We start from the raw sequence: 20,496 nt of genomic DNA, 5'->3' as shown, positions 1-20,496 counted from the left end.
TAAAATCTTAAATGAAAGATAGAATATTTATTCTACACTTCAGTTAGGATTCAATAATTTGGAATAAGCGAGAATTCTCCCGCTTATTCCCCAAAAATTATTTTACGCTAAAAGTCTTTAATTCTGCACGTGTACCAGGAACTTTCACTGAACCTGATTTGATTTTGTCAGTCCATTCTTTAACAGATGTTTCAATCGCAGCTTTGTTCGGTGCTTTGCTATTGATTGGTGCTAAACCAACACCGTCTTCAGCAAGACCAAATAATGCCACTTTACCTCCAGGGAAATTACCATCCTTCGCTTTTGTAGAAACGTCGATAACCGCATTATCTACGCGTTTAAGAGCGGAAGTTAAAACAACATCTGGACCCATGTTTGCTTGGTCACTGTCAACCCCGATAGCCCAAATTTCACGAGATGGATCTTTTTTCTTAAGGTCATTAGCTTCTTTAAATAAACCAACACCTGTACCACCAGCTGCGTGGAAAACTACATCATCACCGGAAGAATACATTTTTGAAGCAATCGATTGTCCAAGCTCTGCTTTATCAAATGCACCAGCATATTGAATGTCAACAGTCGCTTCAGGTTTTGCAGCTTTAACACCAGCTACAAAGCCTGCTTCAAAACGTTCAATAACTGCCCCTTCAATACCACCAATAAATCCAATTTTGTTAGATTTTGTGGTCATTGCAGCTGCAACTCCTGCTAGGAAAGAAGCTTCTTGTTCTTTAAATAATATACTTGCCACGTTTGGTTGGTCTACTTCAGAGTCAACAATTGCAAAGTTATGATCCTTTTGTTGCTTGGAGATTTCTTCCACAGCACCTTGCATCAAGAATCCAATACCGAAAACTAAATCAAAATCTTGACGGGCAAGAGTGTTTAAGTTGGTAGAGTAATCTGCATCTGATTTCGATTGAACGTAATCAAATCCACCTTTACCTTTTGTCAAACCGTTATCTTTTCCGAATTTTTGTAGACCTTCCCAAGCAGATTGGTTAAATGATTTGTCATCAACACCACCAACATCAGTAACCATTGCAACAGAGAATTCATTTTTCTTTTCTCCGCCTTTTGATGTATCTTTGTTCGTATCATCACTTTTTCCACATGCTCCTAATAGTGTACCAGCAGCAAGAACTAGTGATAAAGCAGTTCCAATTTTACGCTTTTTCATGGTATTGACCCCCTATGAATTTAGTTTATTTTAGTAAAAATGTTTTTGTAGCAAGACTGATTGCGTTTTCAATCTGGATAAAAAAAATTAAATTCTTTTCCTTAAAACATGAAAACTAAACTTGTCTGCTTTAAAATAGTTTACCGAAAACAAGATAGGTTCATCCATTTCATCGAAATGCATTTGTTTTAAAACTAACAAAGCAGTTTCTGGTTCGCATTCTAATATTGGGGAAATTTTTTCATGATAGCCTAAGGGCTCAATTTGAGCAACCGCATATGTAATTCTTCTGTTTGCTTTTTCTTCCAAAATATGAAAGATTGATTCTTCTGCGTGGGAAAATGTATCCGGCAGAATACGATTTGGTACCTTATCGACACAATAGACGACTGGTTCCCCATTGGCGGTTCTAACCCTCTCCATCACGAAAATCTCCTCATCAATAGAACAGAAAAAACGGCGAATATCCTCTTCGGTAGCATCTTGTGTTGATGAACTAAGGAAAATTGTTCCGGGAGTCATTCCAGCCTGTTTGATCATGGCTGTCACACTATTAAGTTGTTCTATCCCTGAAGTAAACAAAGGCTTTACGTTAACAAAAGTACCCACGCCATGACGTCTAATGATAACATTTTCTTCTTCGAGGATCCGCAATGCTTCTCGAAGGGTTGCCCTGCTCACACCAAGCTGTTTGGCAAGATCAAACTCAGAAGGTAATTTCTCTTTTTCTTTATATACCCCATCTGCAATATCTTGCTTTAGGCGATCGATAACTTGTAGGTATAAATGCCGGTTATCTGATTTTATAGACATGCTGTATCCTCCAGCCTTTTCCTTAGACATCAGACATCTGATATCATTTCTACTAATCGAAATTTATATTAACACTTTTTTTTGAATAAATAAATAGCTATTTATAAATTTTGTCGATAACGGGGAAGGTTATGTCACAAATGTATCAAGGCAATTCTTCCTATATAATATTTTTGATATAATGAGAAAATTTACCCGTAAAAATAGCCCTTATTATGATAATTTTCCCATCATAATAAAGGCACTAGTTTATCCCAGTCTATCTTTTACAGCTTCTATTAGTTTCATCAAATAAATTATGAACTTTGTTCTTCTTTATCTATTGGTTTCGCCTGCAGGACAGCTCGTGGCTTACTGCCTTCATAAGGTCCAACGATTCCTCGTGCCTCCATTTCGTCTATTAACCTTGCTGCTCTTGTATACCCTATACGAAAACGTCTTTGTAACATAGAAACAGATGCTGTTTGCATTTCAATAATTAAGTCAACTGCCTCTTCATAAATATCATCATCGACCGCACCCGTTACTTCTGGGATGTCATCAGGTATCATTTCATCCTGATACTGCGCTTTTTGTTGTCCAATTACAAATTCTACCGTGTCCTCAACTTCTTGGTCCGAAAGGAAGGCACCTTGAACTCGAACTGGCTTAGATTCTCCAACTGGAAGGAATAACATATCGCCTCTTCCTAACAGTTTTTCTGCACCACCCATATCCAAAATGGTCCTGGAATCGGTAGCACTAGATACGGCAAAGGCAATTCTGGATGGAATATTTGCTTTGATTACTCCAGTAATGACATCAACAGATGGCCGCTGTGTAGCAATAATTAAGTGAATTCCTGCCGCACGGGCCATTTGTGCAAGGCGCGTAATCGAATCTTCTACATCCGATGAGGCAACCATCATTAAGTCAGCTAACTCATCAACAATAACAACAATAAATGGCAGCAATGGTTGTTTATCATTTTCTTCTAAGTTATGCCTTCTCACATGTTCATTATAGCCCTCAATATTACGCGTTCCCGTATGCGAGAACAAATCGTAACGCCTTTCCATTTCGCTTACTACTTTTTGCAATGCTTGTGAGGCTTTTTTGGGGTTCGTTACTACCGGTGCTAATAAGTGTGGAATGCCATTATAAACATTCAATTCAACCATTTTCGGGTCAATCATCATTAATTTTACTTCATGAGGCTTTGCTCGCATCAAAATACTAGTAATAATTCCGTTGATACAAACAGATTTACCGCTCCCAGTTGCACCAGCAACAAGTAAATGCGGCATTTTATTTAATTCCGCTAAGACAGCCTCACCAGTAATATCTCTGCCTAAACCAATTAATAGTTTAGAGTCAGGCTTATCATTTTGGGTTGCTTCTAATACTTCACGAAGTGAAACCATTGCCACCTCTGAATTAGGAACTTCTATTCCAATCGCTGATTTACCCGGGATTGGAGCTTCTATTCGAATTCCTTTAGCAGCTAGTGCTAATGCTAAGTCATCACTTAGACTGACAATTTTACTAACTTTTACACCTACATCAGGATGAACTTCATACTTTGTAACAGCTGGTCCTAAATGTACTTGTGTTACTCTCGCTTTCACTCCAAAGCTCTGAAATGTTCTCTCAAGCTTTGCTGCATTCGCATGGATTTGTTCATATTCACCACTTTGGTCTGCTTTCTTAGGCAGATTTAACAATCGAAGCGGCGGTAACTCATAGTCGATATTCTCCACTTCTGTAAAAGTGATTGGCGGAATTGGATCTTCATTTTCTTCCGGTTTACTTTTTGTTTGCTTCGTTTCTACTGGTTGATTTGTATCAATTACCTCTTCTACATAGGCCCTATCAGCGAAGCTTGAAATAATTGGCTCTGGTGAACTGATTTCTTCCTGAGGAGATTGTGGTTCTGTAGTTGATCTTGTCTGGCGATTTTGTTCGCGATTTTCCTGTTCTTGTCTTCTTTGCGTAGTTCTTTCTGCTTTTTTTTCTTGTTTTTTTTGTTTCCATTCTGTCATATCGTTTTTAAACTCATTCCACTGACTTTTTGAAAAATCAACAAAAACCATCATGATTTTCGCAACAAAATCTCCAAAAGATTTCCCAGTTAGTAAAATAACTCCAATTAAGATGAAAATAAAAGCAATAATTTTCGTTCCGGTCTCAGCAAATAAATAATGAAATAATGCAAATAATACTGCCCCAAGCATTCCCCCACCTAAATCGGTTGTGCTTGTTTCACCTCTAAGTTCCATCATAAATAATTCCCATGTATTGCTGATCACACTAGGGTCTTTAAATTTCCCATCATTGGTTAGCAAATGAAAAAGGGTTACATGACTTAGGAGCAGAATCGCTGAAGTAATAAAGTACACTCCAACTAATTTAATATGGAAGAAAAAAGGAATATTGCGTTTCCACATCAAATAAACGCTTAATACAACTAGTCCAATTAAACTGAGCATATACCATTCTCCCATCCAAAATCGGAAGAAGATCACGGTTGCTTTCCCTACTGCACCAAGTTTTGCTATTGATATGATTGCAATCGCTAAAATGGCCAGTGCGGATAATTCAAATTGAACAGTCTTTTTCAAATGGTTATCTCTTTTTTTAGGTTGTCTTCTCTTTTTCTTTGCCATCTAATCACCCTGTATTTATTATGGTATATTATTCCTTTAGTATATAACATCCCTGTATAAGAGGGTAAAAAGGAAGAAAGCAGCCTTACTGGCTGCTCTGGTGTCTTCCCTCGATTATACCATAATCTACTATTACATAGCGGACAATCCGTCTAGGTTTGCGAAAGAAATTTTTGCTCCCGGGCATATTTGGTTATCCAAGTAATGCTGAGGATCTGTGCTTAGATTCCGAATCACTTGAACATTTTGACCATCTATCATCTCTACTAAGAGGGGTATGCCCTGGTAGCTGACCATATGTTGTTGGCTGGGTGATTCCGTCTCATAAGGAAAAATTAATTCGGGTGGCATCATAGTGTAAAGTATCATTGGATTAGCCCTTCATCCTTTTCTTTATGAATGTCAATCATTTCATTTAACTTTTTCATTGCCTGTCCAAGGCCTCCTACTTCATCAATTAAACCTGACTTTACAGCATCAACACCAATTACATTCGTTCCAATATCCCTGGTTAAATTTCCTTTTGCAAACATTAAATCTTTAAATGTTTCTTCGCTAATTTTTGAATGCTTGGTTACAAAGTTAATGACCCGGTCTTGCATTTTATCCATATATTCGAAGGTTTGCGGCACGCCAATCACAAGACCTGTTAATCGAATAGGGTGGATCGTCATAGTTGCCGTTTCAGCAATAAAGGAGTAGTCACAGGAGACAGCAATTGGGACTCCAATGGAGTGCCCACCTCCTAATACAATGGAAACCGTCGGCTTTGAAAGAGTAGCAAGCATCTCAGATATGGCTAGACCTGCCTCAACATCACCGCCAACCGTATTTAATATAATGAGAACACCCTCTATTTTAGGGTTTTGTTCTATTGCTACAAGCTGAGGAATGATATGCTCATATTTTGTTGTTTTGTTTTGTGGTGGCAGTGCCAAATGCCCTTCAATTTGACCAATAATTGTCAGACAATGAATTTTAGAATCTGTTGACAGCTGTGGGACATTTGTTTGTCCTAGCTGCTGAATTTTTTCTATTAAAGCAGAAGAAGGTTTTTCCTCTTTTTGGGGTTCGCCGCCTTCTTGACTTGCAGTTTTATCCTTTTGTAAATCGTTATTCATCCTTAATACTCCCTTCAAGCATGATATAAGTTAGTATTATCTTATAAGGTAAAATCATGCCAAAAATAAAAAGCACTGGTTGTCCAGTGCTTTCATTCTAGATTTCCATAATGATTGGGAGAATCATTGGTCTTCTTTTTGTTTTTTCATATAAATTTCGATTTAATTCTTCTCTTATTTCTTGCTTTAAACTAGACCATTCAAATGATTCTTTGGCAATATTTCTTTCTACAATGTCACGAACTAGTTTTGTTGACTCCTCCATCAATTTTTCTGATTCGCGAACATAAACAAATCCTCTAGAAATAATTTCAGGACCAGCTACTATACTCTTGTCTTGTTTTTTTAATGTCACTACGACAATTAGGATTCCATCCTGAGATAAGAGCCTTCGGTCACGAAGGACGATATTCCCGACATCACCAACACCAATGCCATCAATTAGAATATTCCCAGAAGGAACCTTGCCGGAAATGGCTAGTCTGCCTTCCTTCCATTCAATAATATCTCCACGGTCAGGGATAATAATTTGTTCATCAGTGAGACCACATTCCAAAGCTAATTTTCGGTGCGCTTTAAGCATCCGATATTCACCATGTACAGGAACTAAATATTTTGGTTTCATTAAGTTAATCATAAATTTTAATTCTTCTTGACTGCCATGACTTGACACATGGATGGTCCTTTTACCTGATATTACATTAGCACCAGCTCTAAAGAGCATATCGATAGTTTTAAATAAAAATACTTCACTGCCTCTCAGTGGGGAAGCGGCAATTAATACGGTATCTCCTTTTTGGATGTTAACCACTTTATCCATTTGCTTTGCCATTTTCTGCAGAGCCTCGATTGGTTCACCCTGACTTCCTGTCATTAATACGACAATTTCCCGATCCTGATATTCTTTTAACTGACTAACTGGAATAATTAAATCCTCATCTACTTCTAAATAACCCAAATCAAGGGCAATATGATAAATTCTCTCTAAGCTTTTTCCAACCACGGCGACTTTACGTCCGTTTTCCTTGGCTGCATTAAAAATATGCTGAATTCTATTTATATCTGAGGCATAACATGCTGCAATAATCCTCCCTGGTGCATTATAGAAGGCATTGGACATTTCACGCTCCACAATTGCTTCTGATGCAGTATAACCAGGCTTTTCAGCTTCCGTACTATCAGACAATAAACATAAAACCCCTTGTTCCCCAATAGCGGCCATCTTTCCGATTTCAGGTTTATAAAGCTTTGTAGCAGCTTGATCAAATTTAAAATCACCTGTATATACAATGGATCCTTCAGAGGTATGGATGCAAATCCCCACAGAATCTGGAATACTATGATTGGTTTTAAAGAAACTTACATCAACTGCATCTAAGTTAACAATCGTATCTGACTGCACTTCAATAAAATTTGTCTTACTAAAATAATCCTGCTCCCTAAGTTTTGCACTTGCAAGTGCCAGTGTGAGCTTAGTTCCATAAACAGGTACATCAATATGACGGAGAACATATGATAATGCCCCAATATGATCTTCATGTCCATGAGTAAGGAAAATTGCTTTTACCCGTTCCTTATTTTCTTTTAAATATGTAATATCCGGAATTACAATATCTATGCCTAGCATTTCTTCCTCGGGGAACATTAAGCCGGCATCAATTATAAATATGTCCTTGTCCACTTCAACAAGGTACATATTTTTTCCGATTTCTCCTACGCCACCAAGTGTGATTAACTTAATGGAGTTATTAATTTTGTTTATCAATTTGTAAATCCTCCTATGTTGTAACTAAATTTAATTTATTGAACTCCGAAAAATGTCTAGCTCTTGCTCCGCTCATTGGGTGCATCTGCTTTTCTTATTTCCGATCCAAATCAGTTATGATTATTATACTTGATTTTTGAAAACCTTTCCAACAAAAAATTAGTAATGACTTTTACTGAATAAAAAAGCCAACCGACTATTTGTTTCGGTTGGCTTTGTTTATTCATTTTAATTGATTTAATAGAGTAATCAATGTTGTACGTTCTTGTTCTGTCAGCCCAACGAGTGGGAGCCTTACTGACCCGACATCTAATCCTGATACCTGTAAAGCCGTTTTTACAGGAGCAGGACTCGGAGCAGCAAATAACCCTTGCATAATAGGGAGGAGTTGCTGATGCATTTTAGCAGCCTTTTCATTCTCACCATTTAAAAAGCTATTAACCATTTCCTGCAGCTGATTTCCAATCACATGTGATGCAACTGAAATTATACCTACCCCACCGATAGAAAGAACTGGGATTGTCATACTATCATCCCCACTATATAAAACAAAATCATCATCTGTATTAGCAATGATATGTGTCATTGCATTAAGATCACCGCTTGCTTCCTTAACCGCAACAATATTCGCTATCTTTGAAAGCCGAATAATCGTCTCAGGATGGATATTAACTGCAGACCGGCCTGGTATGTTGTAAACCATTACCGGCAAGGAAGTTGCTTCTGCAACAGCCTTGAAATGCTGATACAGGCCTTCTTGATTTGGTTTATTATAATAAGGAGCAACAACCATTATCGCATCCACACCCAGCTGCTCAGCTTTTTTTGTCAATTCAATGGATGCATAAGTATTATTGCTTCCTGTTCCAGCTATTACAGGAATGCGCTTATTTACTACTTTAACAACATGATCAAATAATGCCAGTTTTTCTTCCTTAGACAAGGTTGGCGATTCACCAGTGGTTCCAGCAATCACAAGGGAATCTGATCCATTTTCAATTAAATAATTCACTAATTGCGTGGTTTTAGCAAAGTCAATATGTCCTTTTTTATCAAAGGGAGTTACCATTGCCGTCGAAACTCGCCCGAAATGAACCATATTTCTACTCCTCTCAATACCATCAAGCATAATTAAATCCACAAATCATCATATTAGGGATTTACTATTCATTTGAAGAATAACTTTTATAAATCAGTAAAATTAAATTCTACTGATTCATCTTCTAACTGAAAGGCGTCGTGAAGGGCATTAACCGATTTAACTAAATCATCCTGCTTTACTAGTACCCAAATCGTAGTATGACTATCCGCAGATTGTAATATACGAATCCCATAGTCCGATAAGGCCGTCACGATTTTGGAGGTAACGCCAGGGACACCGGCAATTCCTGCACCAACAACAGAAACCTTAGCACAATGACGCTCAACGACGGGGTCATGGCCTAATTCATTTAGAACTGTAATTGCACGATCCGTCATTTCTTCCGTAACTGTATAGATTACCCCATTAGGAGAAATATTGATAAAATCTACACTGATTCCTTCATTGGCCATCGCCTTAAATACTTCAGCCTGCAAGTAATATTGATCCTTTTTTGCAAAGACTTTAATTTGGGTAACATTTGAAACGTGAGCGATTCCGGTAACAACACGTTCCTTGATATCACTGCCACGATTATTTTTATTTAAGGATGTGACCAATGTTCCTAAATTATCTGAATAGGTTGAGCGGATCCGGATTGGCACTTTTGCCTGCATAGCGATTTCAACTGCCCTAGGGTGAATGACCTTTGCACCTTGATAAGCCATATTACACACTTCTGTGTAAGTTACCACAGATAGTGGTCGTGCATTTTCAGCAATACGCGGGTCGGCTGTCATAATTCCTTCCACATCTGTAAATATATCAATATACTCAGCATTTAGGGCAGCTCCTAAGGCAGCCGCTGAAGTATCACTTCCACCCCGGCCAATGGTTGTCATATCACCATTATTTGCCGCACCTTGAAAGCCTGCTACCACGACAACATCATTACTCTCTAACTCACTAAGCAACCGATCACATTGCATATCAATAATTTTTGCATTTGTATGGTCATTGTTTGTACGGAAGCCTGCTTGTGCCCCAGTTAATGATACAGCATTTAATCCGCTCTCCAGTAACATATTCACAAACACAACACTCGATATAACTTCACCACATGACAATAATAAATCATGTTCGCGTTTTGTAATTTTACTTAAATTTCCACCGACTAAAGAAAGTAATGAATCAGTTGCATATGGGTCACCTTTTCTTCCCATCGCTGAAACAACAACTACCACTTTATAGCCATCAGCTAAAGCTTTTTCTATATGCCCTTGAGCATATTTTCTGCTTTCTTCATCTTTTACAGATGTACCGCCAAATTTTTGAACAATAATTTTCATGGTGACACCAGAACCTGCCTTTTTTGATGTAACTTTATTTTACAATCCCTAACTTCACTAAGCTTTCTGCGATTTGAACTGAATTCCATGCTGCCCCTTTAAGCAAGTTATCAGAGACAACCCACATATGAAAACCACGTGGTTCATCGATGTCTTTTCTAATTCGACCAACAAAAACATCATTTTTTCCAACACAATTTGCCGGCATTGGATAGAGTTGATTTTCAGGATCATCTTGTAAAATAACACCTGGGGCATCTTTTAATAATGCTTTAATATCATTTGCATTGACCTCATCAGATTCAATTTCAAAATAAACCGACTCGGAATGGCCAACTGCTACAGGAAGGCGCACGCAAGTTGCAGAAACCTGTAACTCTGGTAAATGCATGATTTTTTTTGTTTCATTAATCATTTTCATCTCTTCAAATGTATAACCGTTATCTTGAAATTTATCGATTTGAGGAATCGCGTTAAAAGCAATTTGATAGTGATTTTTATCTGACTTCACTGGTAAAATCTTTGGTTCATATGCTTCTCCGTTTAAGACAGACTGAGTTTGCTGCATTAATTCCTCAACAGCTGCAGCACCTGAACCGGAGACAGCTTGATAAGTGGAGACGATAACTTTCTTCAAACCAAATTGTTGACGTATTGGCTCCAGGGCAACAACCATTTGAATAGTGGAACAATTGGGGTTAGCAATTATCCCATTATGTTGATGAAGGTCTTCTTCGTTCACTTCAGGAACAACTAAAGGTGTATTCTCATCCATTCTAAAAGCACTAGTGTTGTCCACCACGATTGCACCACGCTTAACTGCTTCTGGGCCAAGCTCCTTTGATACACTACCGCCTGCACTAAAAAGGGCTATATCAACGCCTTCAAAACTCTCAGGCTTAGCTTCTTCAATCGTATATTCCTGACCATTAACATCTACTTTTTTCCCTGCTGAACGTGCTGAAGATAATAGGGTAAGTTTTCTGATTGGGAAGTTCTCTTTCATTAATGTTTGTAACATTTGTTGTCCTACTGCTCCTGTTGCTCCAACAACAGCAACGTGAAATCCATTTTGTTGAGTCATTACTAGTTTTCCCCTTCCATACTCATCGTTGTACATAACTGGTTAAATACTTTAAAAGGAAATTGCCTTTATATAGCATCCAGCATGTTATTAATAATTTTTTTATTTCTCATCAGTGGGTTGAATCTTCCCACTGATGATAGAATAATTTATTTTAACATATTCCTTTAAAGAAATAACCTATTTTGATGAATGATGGAATTATTAGTCAGAATCTTTATACCTTTCAACTAATACAGGTTGAATTTGTTTCCCTTCAATAGCTGCTTCAACTGTTTCAGTGAGCAATGTCATTCTCGCAACCATTGAATTTGGTTTTTTAATTGGATCGTCCTGCCCATATGGAATAAAGTATATATTCTTGGTAGCCATTAATCTCATTAAATTTACTCCATTTAAACCGAGTGCATCATTTGTTGAAATTCCCAGCACCACTGGTTTTAAGTTGCGCAGTGTTGCTTTTGCTGCCATTAATACTGGACTATCATTCATGGCATTAGCAAATTTACTCATTGATACCCCTGTTAATGGAGCAATTACCATACAATCCAAAGGAATTTTTGGTCCGAGCGGCTCGGCTTTTACGATGGAGTCAATCACTTTGTTTCCTGTTAAATCTTCAATTCTTTGGATCCAATCTTCCCCTTTTCCAAAGCGGGTATCTGTATTTTTAACTGTAAAAGTCACGACTGGCATTACCTCTGCACCGGCTTGAACTAACTTTTCAATTTCTGGGAATACTGCATCATACGTACAATGAGAGCCGGTTAAGCCAAAGCCAATTCTTTTACCTTTTAAACTCATTTCACTTTCCCCTTTCGCTTTCTTAAATCATCTTGAAGCAGTTGGGCAAGAACATTGGCTAAAATTTGACCCGCCGTTTTTGGAGCAACAATTCCTGGCAGTCCCGGTGCTAGCAATGCTTTAATCCCTCTTTTTTCTGCATAACGAAAATCAGTACCTCCTGGTTTGGAAGCCAAGTCAATAATGAGCGTATGTGAAGGCATTTTTGAGATAACCATCGCTGTTACGATCAAATGTGGTGCTGTGTTTATTAAAATATCGGTGTCTTTCACTTCATTAACTAGATTATTTAAATGGAATGGTGTTAATCCCATCTCAGTAATCCGAGCTAGATGCTCACTTTTCCTTGCTCCCACCTTAACTTTTGCTCCTAGTGCAGCAAAGGTTCTAGCCACACTCATACCGACTCTCCCTAAGCCTAGAACTGCAATATTCGACCCATGTATGGTAAAATCAGTATGTTGAATCGCCATCATAATTGTCCCTTCAACCGTTGGAATTGAATTGTAGATGGCCACATCATCCCTTTCAAATAATTGAATAAGAGTTCGTTTAGCATCCTTAGTAATTCCATTTAAGTAGGGATTGCTAATTCCGGAATAAACCGTACAATGCTCAGGAGTCTTTGCAAGCAAATCCCCTGTCAAAATAACCTTTTCATTAGAAAAGATTGTTTCTACCTGACCTTCTAAATTTGTACCGGGTACTGGCAGGATAAGGCTATCCATATTTGAAAAATCGACTTCATCCAACTTTTCCTTGACCGCACCAGTAAATGCATGGTCAAGTTGTTCAAAACCAATAAGCGATAATCTCGCATCTAATTCGGTTAACTTGCGGATGATTTCCAGCTGTCTGGCATCCCCGCCAATCACGGCAATCTGCATCCCTGTCAGCATGAAAACATTCACCTTCTTTTTTTAAAAATCCTACTAAGAGAATCCTTTTCTTATATCACTTCACCATCTTATGTAGGTTCTCTTCATTCGGTGAGTTTTCCATTCGTACTAAATAAAAAAAGCCCAAGCAAGATGAAACTTGCTTGGGTCTACTTTAGCATTGTGTGTTTTAATCCTCGTCTGGTACATCGATAATGATCATATCAGTGCCTATCTTTTTTATATGCTGCCACGGAACCCTAATTTCTTCCCCTTGTTTTCGAAAACCAAACCATTTTATAGAAGGAATAAGCAGTGCCTGAATTTGGCCTGTCCCTTCATTAATTTCTAAATCGGTTTGTCCGAGTACTCCCAGTCGTTCTGCCTTTTTTACATCAACAATTTCTTTGCCGCTTAATTCACTCAACCTCAATGCATAAGCCCCCTTCCTTTCCACCTTACTAATAGTCTATAGGAGGAAGTCCTTATTTAGACTAAAGAAAAGCTTGCATAACTTAGGAGAGAAGTTTTCCTATATAAAAAGAGGTATCCATCTAAATGGAATACCTCTTCTTTTTATGAAAGTTTATTAGGAAATTCTCCGTCTGGGCTTATCAAAGTAACAGAATATTTATCTGTAAATATATTTCGGGCCATTTCATCCACGCCGTTTTTTGTAACTGAATCAATCTGATCAATTATTTCATCAAGGGAACGGTGCCGTTTTAATAAAAGTTCATTTTTCCCATTACGGCTCATCCGGCTATTTGTGCTTTCAAGACTTAGCATTAAGCTGCCTTTTAGCTGCTCTTTACTATTTGTTAATTCCTTTTCGGTAATCCCATCTCGCTTCAATGTATTTAGTGTTTCTTGGATAGTTTCAAATAATACATTCAGCTGTTTTGCACCAGTTCCACCGTATACTGTCACAATCCCACTATCTTGGTACGCAGAATGATAAGAAAAAACTGAGTAAGCTAAGCCCCTTTGCTCACGAACCTCTTGGAACAACCTCGAACTCATACTGCCGCCTAATATATTATTTAATGTAATTAAGCTGTAAATGTCTTCATGACCCACCTTTAATCCTTCAAAACCGATGCATAAATGGGCCTGCTCAGTTTCTTTTTTACGAGAAATTTGATTCGAATGAAAGGTTGGAATATTTTCATTTACTTGTTGGTTTGCACCTTTATAGGATCCAAAATACTTTTCGACCTCTTTAATAAATGCATCGGATACATTTCCGGCAATGGAAATGACCACATTTTCTGGAGTATATCGCTCATGGATATATTCTTTCAGTGTTTCTCCATTAAACGTATTAAGTGTTTCTTCCGTACCGAGGATCGGATATCCTAGTGGGTGGTCTCCAAAAACTGCTCTGCTTAATAAATCATGAACGATATCATCTGGAGTATCTTCATACATTTTTATTTCTTCCAAAACTACGTTTCTCTCTTTGTTTAATTCCTCTTCCACAAATGTTGAGTTGAAGAACATATCTGCGAGAACATCTAGTGCATATTGGGAATGTGTATCAAGGACTTTAGCATAATAGCATGTATATTCCTTAGAGGTAAACGCATTCACCTGTCCGCCAATGCTGTCAAAGGATTCGGCTATTTCCTTCGCTGACCTTGTGGTGGTGCCTTTAAAGAACATATGCTCAAGAAAATGGGAAATCCCGTTGTTTTGAGGGTTCTCATCTCTTGATCCAGTACCAATCCAAACTCCAATTGCTACCGAACGTACGGTAGGAATATTTTCTAAAACAATTCTTACTCCATTTTGGCATGTGTATTTATTAATCATCGACTTCCTCCAGTCTATAAACAAACGCAGCTACTTCTCCATATTACATTATACTTATAATGTTGTATTTTCTCCAATTTTCAGTATTTCTTACCCATTATTATTGTTCTACTCTTTGTTCACTCATCAACTCAGAAACTGTGCCAATTTTTAAGTTTTTTTGTTTAATTTGAGTAATCAAGCGATCAAGTGATTTAGCAGTAGATTCTGTTGGATGCATAAGAACCATTGAACCATTATCTATTTTTGACATGACACGGGAAATCAGTTCATCTGGAGATGGTTTTCTCCAGTCAACCGTATCAACCGTCCACATAACGGTCTTCATATTAAATTCTGCGGCTACTTTTATGGTTTCATCCCGATAGCTGCCACTAGGCGGGGCAAACCAAACACATTTCACACCAGTAGCGGCTTCAATAATTTCGTTGGTTTTCACTATTTGTTCCCTGGCTCTCCAGGCAGTTAGTTGCTTCATATCAGGGTGAGAATAAGAATGATTGCCGACTTCATGACCTGAACTAACAATCAATTTAGCAAGATCCGGATTTTTTTTAGTCCAATTCCCTTCCAGAAAAAAACTAACCGATACATTATGCCTTTTTAATGTAGCAAGCATTTCTGATAAATATTCATTCCCCCACGCTACATTAATAATAAAAGATACCATTGGTTTATCAGGATTACCTTTATAAATAGGGGATGGCGGCAAATCTTTTAGGTGAACCTTCGGTTTTATTTGGGTGAAGATGAGTTTCTTTTCATTAAAAACGCCTTTGCTTTTCATATTCTTATATGATGCGTTAATGTCAACCTTCAGTCCATTATAGCCCGGAATTGCTTTCCAAACCCTATCTATGGTCGCATCTTTAGGCGGTTTTTCATATGTATGAGCATTTTTAATAATACTTTGATAAAGAGGGTCTGACTCTTTTGCTGCAGGCAAAGATGATTCTTTTTTAAATGTTAAGTATTGGCTAACAAATGGATTACTTACTGCGATCCATCCGGCTATACAAATAATTATTATGATAGAAACCTTTTTCATCTAACTTTCCCCCTTTCCATAAAGATTATGTATAAAAGGGACAAGGTAGAACTGCAGGTTTACCAATACAAAGTTCGATAGTTAGCAGAAAAAAAGGTACATGTTTTACATATGTAAAAAGCCAGGGTAATTACCCTGACTTAACTATTTAGAATCTTATTATTTGTTTTCTTCGGCTTTTTCACGCTGTTCTTTTAGGACAACTTTTCTGGAAAGGTTTACACGACCTTGCTTATCAATTTCAGTGACTTTAACTAAAAGTTCGTCCCCGATTTTGACAACGTCTTCCACTTTACCGACACGTTCTTCGGCAAGTTCAGATATATGAACGAGACCATCTTTTCCAGCAAAGATTTCTACGAAGGCTCCGAATTTTTCAATTCGTTTTACCTTACCGAGATACAATTCGCCTACTTGGACTTCACGAACAATATCTTCGATGATTTTCTTGGCTTTTTGGTTCATTTCTTGATTTGTTGAGGCGATAAATACTGTACCATCTTGCTCAATATCAATCTTAACACCAGTTTCTTCAATAATCTTATTGATTTGTTTTCCACTAGGTCCAATAACATCACGAATTTTATCTGGATTGATTGTCATCGTCAAGATTTTCGGTGCAAACTGTGAAAGCTCTGCTTTTGGTTCAGAGATTGTAGCTAGCATTGAATCCAAAATATGCATTCTGCCAACCTTTGCCTGTTGAAGTGCTTCTTCTAATATCTCACGGGAAAGTCCTTCAATCTTAATATCCATTTGAAGTGCAGTAACCCCTTTAGCTGTACCTGCTACTTTAAAATCCATATCTCCAAGATGATCTTCCATTCCTTGGATATCTGATAATACGGTATAGTGTTCACCTGATTTGACGAGACCCATTGCAATCCCGGCAACAGGTGCTTTAATCGGCACTCCTGCATCCATCATCGCTAATGTACTTGCACAAATACTTGCCTGTGACGTAGAACCATTGGATTCAAGCACTTCAGATACAAGACGAATCGTATATGGGAAATCCTTCTCAGACGGAACAATCGGTTCAAGTGCACGCTCACCAAGGGCACCATGACCTATCTCACGACGACCTGGACCACGAATTGGACCTGTTTCACCCACGCTGAATTGCGGGAAGTTATAATGATGCATAAAACGTTTTTCTTCCTCAATCCCCAGACCATCAAGAATTTGCACATCACCCATTGCCCCTAAAGTACAAATACTTAGCGCTTGAGTTTGCCCGCGTGTGAACAGGCCGGAACCGTGTGTACGAGGTAAAATACTTATCTGTGAAGAAAGCGGACGGATTTCATCGATTTTACGGCCATCAGGACGAACCTTCTCAACCGTAATTAAACGGCGAACTTCACCTTTAACAATCTTGTCCAATATTTGCTTTACTTGTTTTAGATCTTCATCTGTTGCTTCTTGTTCTTCAAATTTAGCAATAACTCGGTTTTTTACCTCTTTAATGGCATCCTCACGGGCATGCTTTTCTTGAACCTGAATGGCATTTACCATATCAGCTTCACACATTTCCCTTACCTCAGCCTCGAGGTCCTTATCAATTTCATAAAGAGTTATTTCTCTTTTTGGCTTACCGATTTCAGTGACGATTTTTTCTTGGAATTCAATGAGGCGCTTAATCTCATCATGACCAAACATAATTGCTTCAAGCATCGTTTCCTCAGGAACCTCTAACGCTCCTGCTTCTACCATGTTGATGGCATCTTTCGTACCTGCCACAGTTAAATGAATATCACTTTTTTCAGCTTGTTCAACGGTTGGATTAATGACAAATTCATTATTAACCCGACCAACAACCACTCCAGCAATTGGTCCTTCAAATGGTATATCCGATGTACTAAGTGCTAACGAAGAACCAAACATTGCAGCCATTTCTGTTGAACAGTCTTGATCCACACTCATGACAATACTAATAACCTGAACATCATTACGGAACCCATCAGCAAATAGTGGTCGAATAGGTCTGTCAATCAGTCGGCTTGCTAAGATTGCTTTTTCACTTGGACGACCCTCACGTTTAATAAAGCCGCCAGGGATTTTCCCAACAGCATATAAACGTTCTTCATAGTTAACTGTTAATGGGAAAAAGTCTAAGTTTTTAGGTTCTTTTGAAGCTGTTGCTGTACTTAATACTGCTGTATCCCCATAGCGAACTAGGACTGCACCGTTCGCCTGTTTGGCTAATTGTCCAATTTCGACAGTTAATTTACGACCTGCCCAAACAATGGAATACTCATGTTTCAATTGTTCCATATTTTTACCCCTCTCTATCTAAATCACTTAGGAGGATGAAGCGAATTTACACTTTCGCTGTACTCATCATTCTAAACTAATATTAAAAAGCTTAAAAAAGCTTATATTATCAATGCAAATCACTTTAATAGTATGCACAAAAAAGTCCTGACTTAAAAATATGTATAAAAAATTCTTTATTTAGCTATCAGCTTTTTTAACCTAATAAAAAAGCGGGAATAATCCCGCTTCTGTAAACTAACGACGTAGACCAAGCTTATTAATTAACACACGGTAACGTTGAACATCTTTGTTACGTAGGAATGTTAAAAGATTACGACGTTTACCAACCATTTTCAAAAGACCGCGACGTGAGTGGTGATCTTTCTTATGAGTACGTAAGTGCTCATTCAAATTGTTGATTGATTCTGTAAGGACAGCGATTTGAACTTCTGCAGATCCAGTGTCGCTTTCATGAGTTTTAAACTCATTGATAAGTTCATTTTTACGTTCTTGAGTGATTGCCATCCGGATTCACCTCCTAAATTTTACAAATCCCCTGATACCGAGCAAGCGTTGGTGATTCGTCTTGCCAAGTAGAGGTTATTTTTAATACGTTAATAAGAATACAACTTTTCACAGCAAAAAGCAAGGCTCTAACAAAGTTTATTGTAGGAAAAACACCTTTTACAGACTAAAATGAAGACAATTGTCTTATTTCTTAAAATAATGGAGTGAATTTTGCTTATCGCGTTCAATTTGTGCGACAAGCTCTTCAATTCCTGAAAATTTTTGTTCACTACGTAAGTGAAGATGCCATTCAATGATCACTTCTTCACCATAGATATCTTCATTAAAGTCAAATAAGTGAACTTCCACGGAAGGAAGGAATGCTTCCTTATTAAATGTAGGTTTATAGCCAATATTACATACGCCATTGTACCATTTTGAATAAACTTTCATTCGAACTGCATAAACACCGACAGGCGGCATAATATACTCGTCATTGAAATCTATATTCGCAGTAGGAAAACCAATCGTCCGTCCTCGTTTATCACCATGGATGACGATGCCTGATGTTGTATAATATCGGCCTAATAGTGAAAAGAGCTCGTTGGTTCTACCTTCTTTAAGCAGATTGCGGATTCTGGTTGAACTTACCTTTTCATCACCCTGTGTAAATTTCGGAACAATCGAATAAGAAAATTTATCTCTAGAATGAAAGGGTAATGTTTCCATCGTTCCCTTTCCCATTCGTCCATAGGTAAAATCAAAACCAGCTACCACATGCCTAACGTTCAGGCTAATCACATATTGGTCAATAAATTCCTGTGGCAGTAAATTAGCAAATTCCACACTAAAATGAATAATAAATAAATAATCAATACCTAGTTCTTCAATTATCTTTATTTTTTCAGTTAAGGGGGAAATATACTTAATCTGCTTATCTGTTTTTCCTAATACAACGGAAGGATGCGGGTCAAATGTCATCACCGCACTGCAAATTCCTTTTTCTTTAGCTTGATTTCTTGCTTCAAGAATTACCTGTTGATGACCACGGTGAACACCATCAAAGTAGCCTAACGCCATTGAGAGAGGCGGATATTCATCAATTGCATTATTAAATGGGAATCTAAGCCTAATTACTTCCAAAAGAAACTCACCTTTTCTATACCGTACCTTTTAATCTAAATCATTGCGCAGCACTTTAACTGGTTTAAAGAGGTCAGGCTTGTTAGGATGCTTTGAATAAATAGCAAGAGCCAGTCCATCTACAGTTTCAGCGATAATCGGTCCGTTACTAGTTTTTAAATGTTCAGGCATTTGTAATAATGCGCCATTTTTCACTTTCTCTGCTACTTTATCATTAATTTGAAGTTTCGGCAAATGAGAAAGTGCAGTTTCTAGAGGCCTTAATACACTCGAAATCGTTCCTGCTTCCATATGTTTTTCAATCTCCTCAAACGTTAAGCAGTCCTCTAAGGAATATGAAGCTGATTGAACTCTTTGCAGGTACGACATATGTGCTGGAAAGCCAAGCATTTCACCAATCATTACCGCCAAGGTCCGAATATACGTTCCTTTACTGCAACTGACTCTGAACTTAAATTTTATCGTTTCACCGCTATATTCAGATCGATTGTCTAATAACTCGATTGAATAAATCGTTACCTTCCGAGTTGGCCGTTCGACCTCAATTCCTTTGCGCGCGTATTCATACAGTCGGACACCACCAACCTTTACTGCCGAGAACATTGGTGGCGTTTGTTCAATTTCACCAGTTAATGAATGTAATACTTTAAGAATTTCTTCCCGATGAATCACCCTGGTTACTGGCTTTTGGGCAACTGTTTCACCTGAAGCATCTTCTGTCGTTGTCGAATAACCGATAGTTACTTCTCCTTCGTATGCTTTGCCTGCATCCGTTATATATTCGGCCACTTTAGTTGCTTTTCCAATACATATCGGAAGTACTCCTGTGACGTCAGGATCGAGTGTGCCTGTATGCCCTACTTTTTTTGTTTTTAATATTTTCCGTAACCGAAAGACACAATCATGGGATGTTAGGCCTGCTGGTTTAAATAAAGGTAGTATTCCTTCCAATCTATTTGACCTCCTATCAAAAATATCATCAAAAAAAGGATAGACGTATGTCT

General features: G+C 37.9%; 18 protein-coding genes. All 18 read right to left on the bottom strand.

The window, feature by feature from the left end; translation table 11 throughout:
* Window positions 1-97 precede the first annotated feature (97 nt).
* Window positions 98-1,180, bottom strand: a complete 1,083-nt coding sequence (locus tag BR30_RS0119620) for a BMP family lipoprotein (protein ID WP_026566490.1) — start codon at window positions 1,178-1,180, stop codon at window positions 98-100.
* Window positions 1,181-1,267: 87 nt separating this feature from the next.
* Window positions 1,268-1,993 (bottom strand): GntR family transcriptional regulator, encoded by a 726-nt coding sequence (locus tag BR30_RS0119615; protein ID WP_026566489.1) that lies wholly within the window; start codon window positions 1,991-1,993, stop codon window positions 1,268-1,270.
* A gap of 296 nt (window positions 1,994-2,289) precedes the next feature.
* Window positions 2,290-4,638, bottom strand: coding sequence for an FtsK/SpoIIIE family DNA translocase (locus BR30_RS0119610; RefSeq protein WP_026566488.1), 2,349 nt, complete (start codon window positions 4,636-4,638; stop codon window positions 2,290-2,292).
* Between the two features lie 132 nt (window positions 4,639-4,770).
* A complete protein-coding gene (locus BR30_RS0119605; protein WP_331280802.1) occupies window positions 4,771-4,989 on the bottom strand; it encodes a YlzJ-like family protein in 219 nt (72 codons plus the stop codon).
* A 14-nt stretch (window positions 4,990-5,003) separates the two neighbouring features.
* The gene (locus tag BR30_RS0119600; RefSeq protein WP_026566486.1) at window positions 5,004-5,759 is read right to left on the bottom strand and encodes a ClpP family protease; all 756 of its coding nucleotides are present in this window, start codon (window positions 5,757-5,759) and stop codon (window positions 5,004-5,006) included.
* 97 nt (window positions 5,760-5,856) lie between these two features.
* Complete coding sequence (locus tag BR30_RS0119595) at window positions 5,857-7,524, bottom strand: ribonuclease J (protein WP_026566485.1); 1,668 nt, start codon at window positions 7,522-7,524, stop codon at window positions 5,857-5,859.
* A 223-nt stretch (window positions 7,525-7,747) separates the two neighbouring features.
* Entirely contained in the window at window positions 7,748-8,623 is an 876-nt protein-coding gene (gene dapA, locus BR30_RS0119590; protein ID WP_026566484.1) for a 4-hydroxy-tetrahydrodipicolinate synthase, read from the bottom strand.
* An 86-nt stretch (window positions 8,624-8,709) separates the two neighbouring features.
* Window positions 8,710-9,954: an aspartate kinase gene (dapG, locus tag BR30_RS0119585; RefSeq protein WP_026566483.1), complete on the bottom strand. Its 1,245-nt coding sequence runs from the start codon at window positions 9,952-9,954 to the stop codon at window positions 8,710-8,712.
* A gap of 34 nt (window positions 9,955-9,988) precedes the next feature.
* Window positions 9,989-11,038, bottom strand: coding sequence for an aspartate-semialdehyde dehydrogenase (gene asd / locus BR30_RS0119580; protein ID WP_026566482.1), 1,050 nt, complete (start codon window positions 11,036-11,038; stop codon window positions 9,989-9,991).
* A gap of 204 nt (window positions 11,039-11,242) precedes the next feature.
* Window positions 11,243-11,842 carry a dipicolinate synthase subunit B gene (dpaB, locus tag BR30_RS0119575; protein WP_026566481.1) on the bottom strand — a complete coding sequence of 200 codons (600 nt, stop codon included), beginning with the start codon at window positions 11,840-11,842 and terminating at the stop codon, window positions 11,243-11,245.
* Window positions 11,839-12,741 carry a dipicolinic acid synthetase subunit A gene (gene dpaA, locus BR30_RS0119570; RefSeq protein WP_026566480.1) on the bottom strand — a complete coding sequence of 301 codons (903 nt, stop codon included), beginning with the start codon at window positions 12,739-12,741 and terminating at the stop codon, window positions 11,839-11,841. The genes dpaB and dpaA overlap by 4 nt, the downstream gene beginning before the upstream one ends.
* Window positions 12,742-12,910: 169 nt before the next feature.
* Window positions 12,911-13,153: a YlmC/YmxH family sporulation protein gene (locus tag BR30_RS0119565; protein WP_026566479.1), complete on the bottom strand. Its 243-nt coding sequence runs from the start codon at window positions 13,151-13,153 to the stop codon at window positions 12,911-12,913.
* Window positions 13,154-13,296: 143 nt separating this feature from the next.
* Complete coding sequence (locus tag BR30_RS0119560) at window positions 13,297-14,535, bottom strand: M16 family metallopeptidase (protein WP_026566478.1); 1,239 nt, start codon at window positions 14,533-14,535, stop codon at window positions 13,297-13,299.
* Between the two features lie 100 nt (window positions 14,536-14,635).
* Entirely contained in the window at window positions 14,636-15,583 is a 948-nt protein-coding gene (locus BR30_RS0119555) for a polysaccharide deacetylase family protein (protein WP_026566477.1), read from the bottom strand.
* A gap of 159 nt (window positions 15,584-15,742) precedes the next feature.
* Complete coding sequence (gene pnp, locus BR30_RS0119550; RefSeq protein WP_026566476.1) at window positions 15,743-17,860, bottom strand: polyribonucleotide nucleotidyltransferase; 2,118 nt, start codon at window positions 17,858-17,860, stop codon at window positions 15,743-15,745.
* Window positions 17,861-18,097: 237 nt separating this feature from the next.
* The gene (gene rpsO, locus BR30_RS0119545; protein ID WP_026566475.1) at window positions 18,098-18,367 is read right to left on the bottom strand and encodes a 30S ribosomal protein S15; all 270 of its coding nucleotides are present in this window, start codon (window positions 18,365-18,367) and stop codon (window positions 18,098-18,100) included.
* A gap of 186 nt (window positions 18,368-18,553) precedes the next feature.
* Window positions 18,554-19,492 (bottom strand): bifunctional riboflavin kinase/FAD synthetase, encoded by a 939-nt coding sequence (gene ribF / locus BR30_RS0119540; RefSeq protein ID WP_026566474.1) that lies wholly within the window; start codon window positions 19,490-19,492, stop codon window positions 18,554-18,556.
* Between the two features lie 30 nt (window positions 19,493-19,522).
* Window positions 19,523-20,443 carry a tRNA pseudouridine(55) synthase TruB gene (gene truB / locus BR30_RS0119535; protein WP_026566473.1) on the bottom strand — a complete coding sequence of 307 codons (921 nt, stop codon included), beginning with the start codon at window positions 20,441-20,443 and terminating at the stop codon, window positions 19,523-19,525.
* Between the last annotated feature and the right edge of the window lie 53 nt (window positions 20,444-20,496).

Source organism: Bacillus sp. UNC41MFS5, assembly GCF_000686805.1.
The sequence above is the reverse complement of the archived record's forward strand: the minus strand, read 5'-3'. Positions and strand labels throughout refer to the sequence as shown.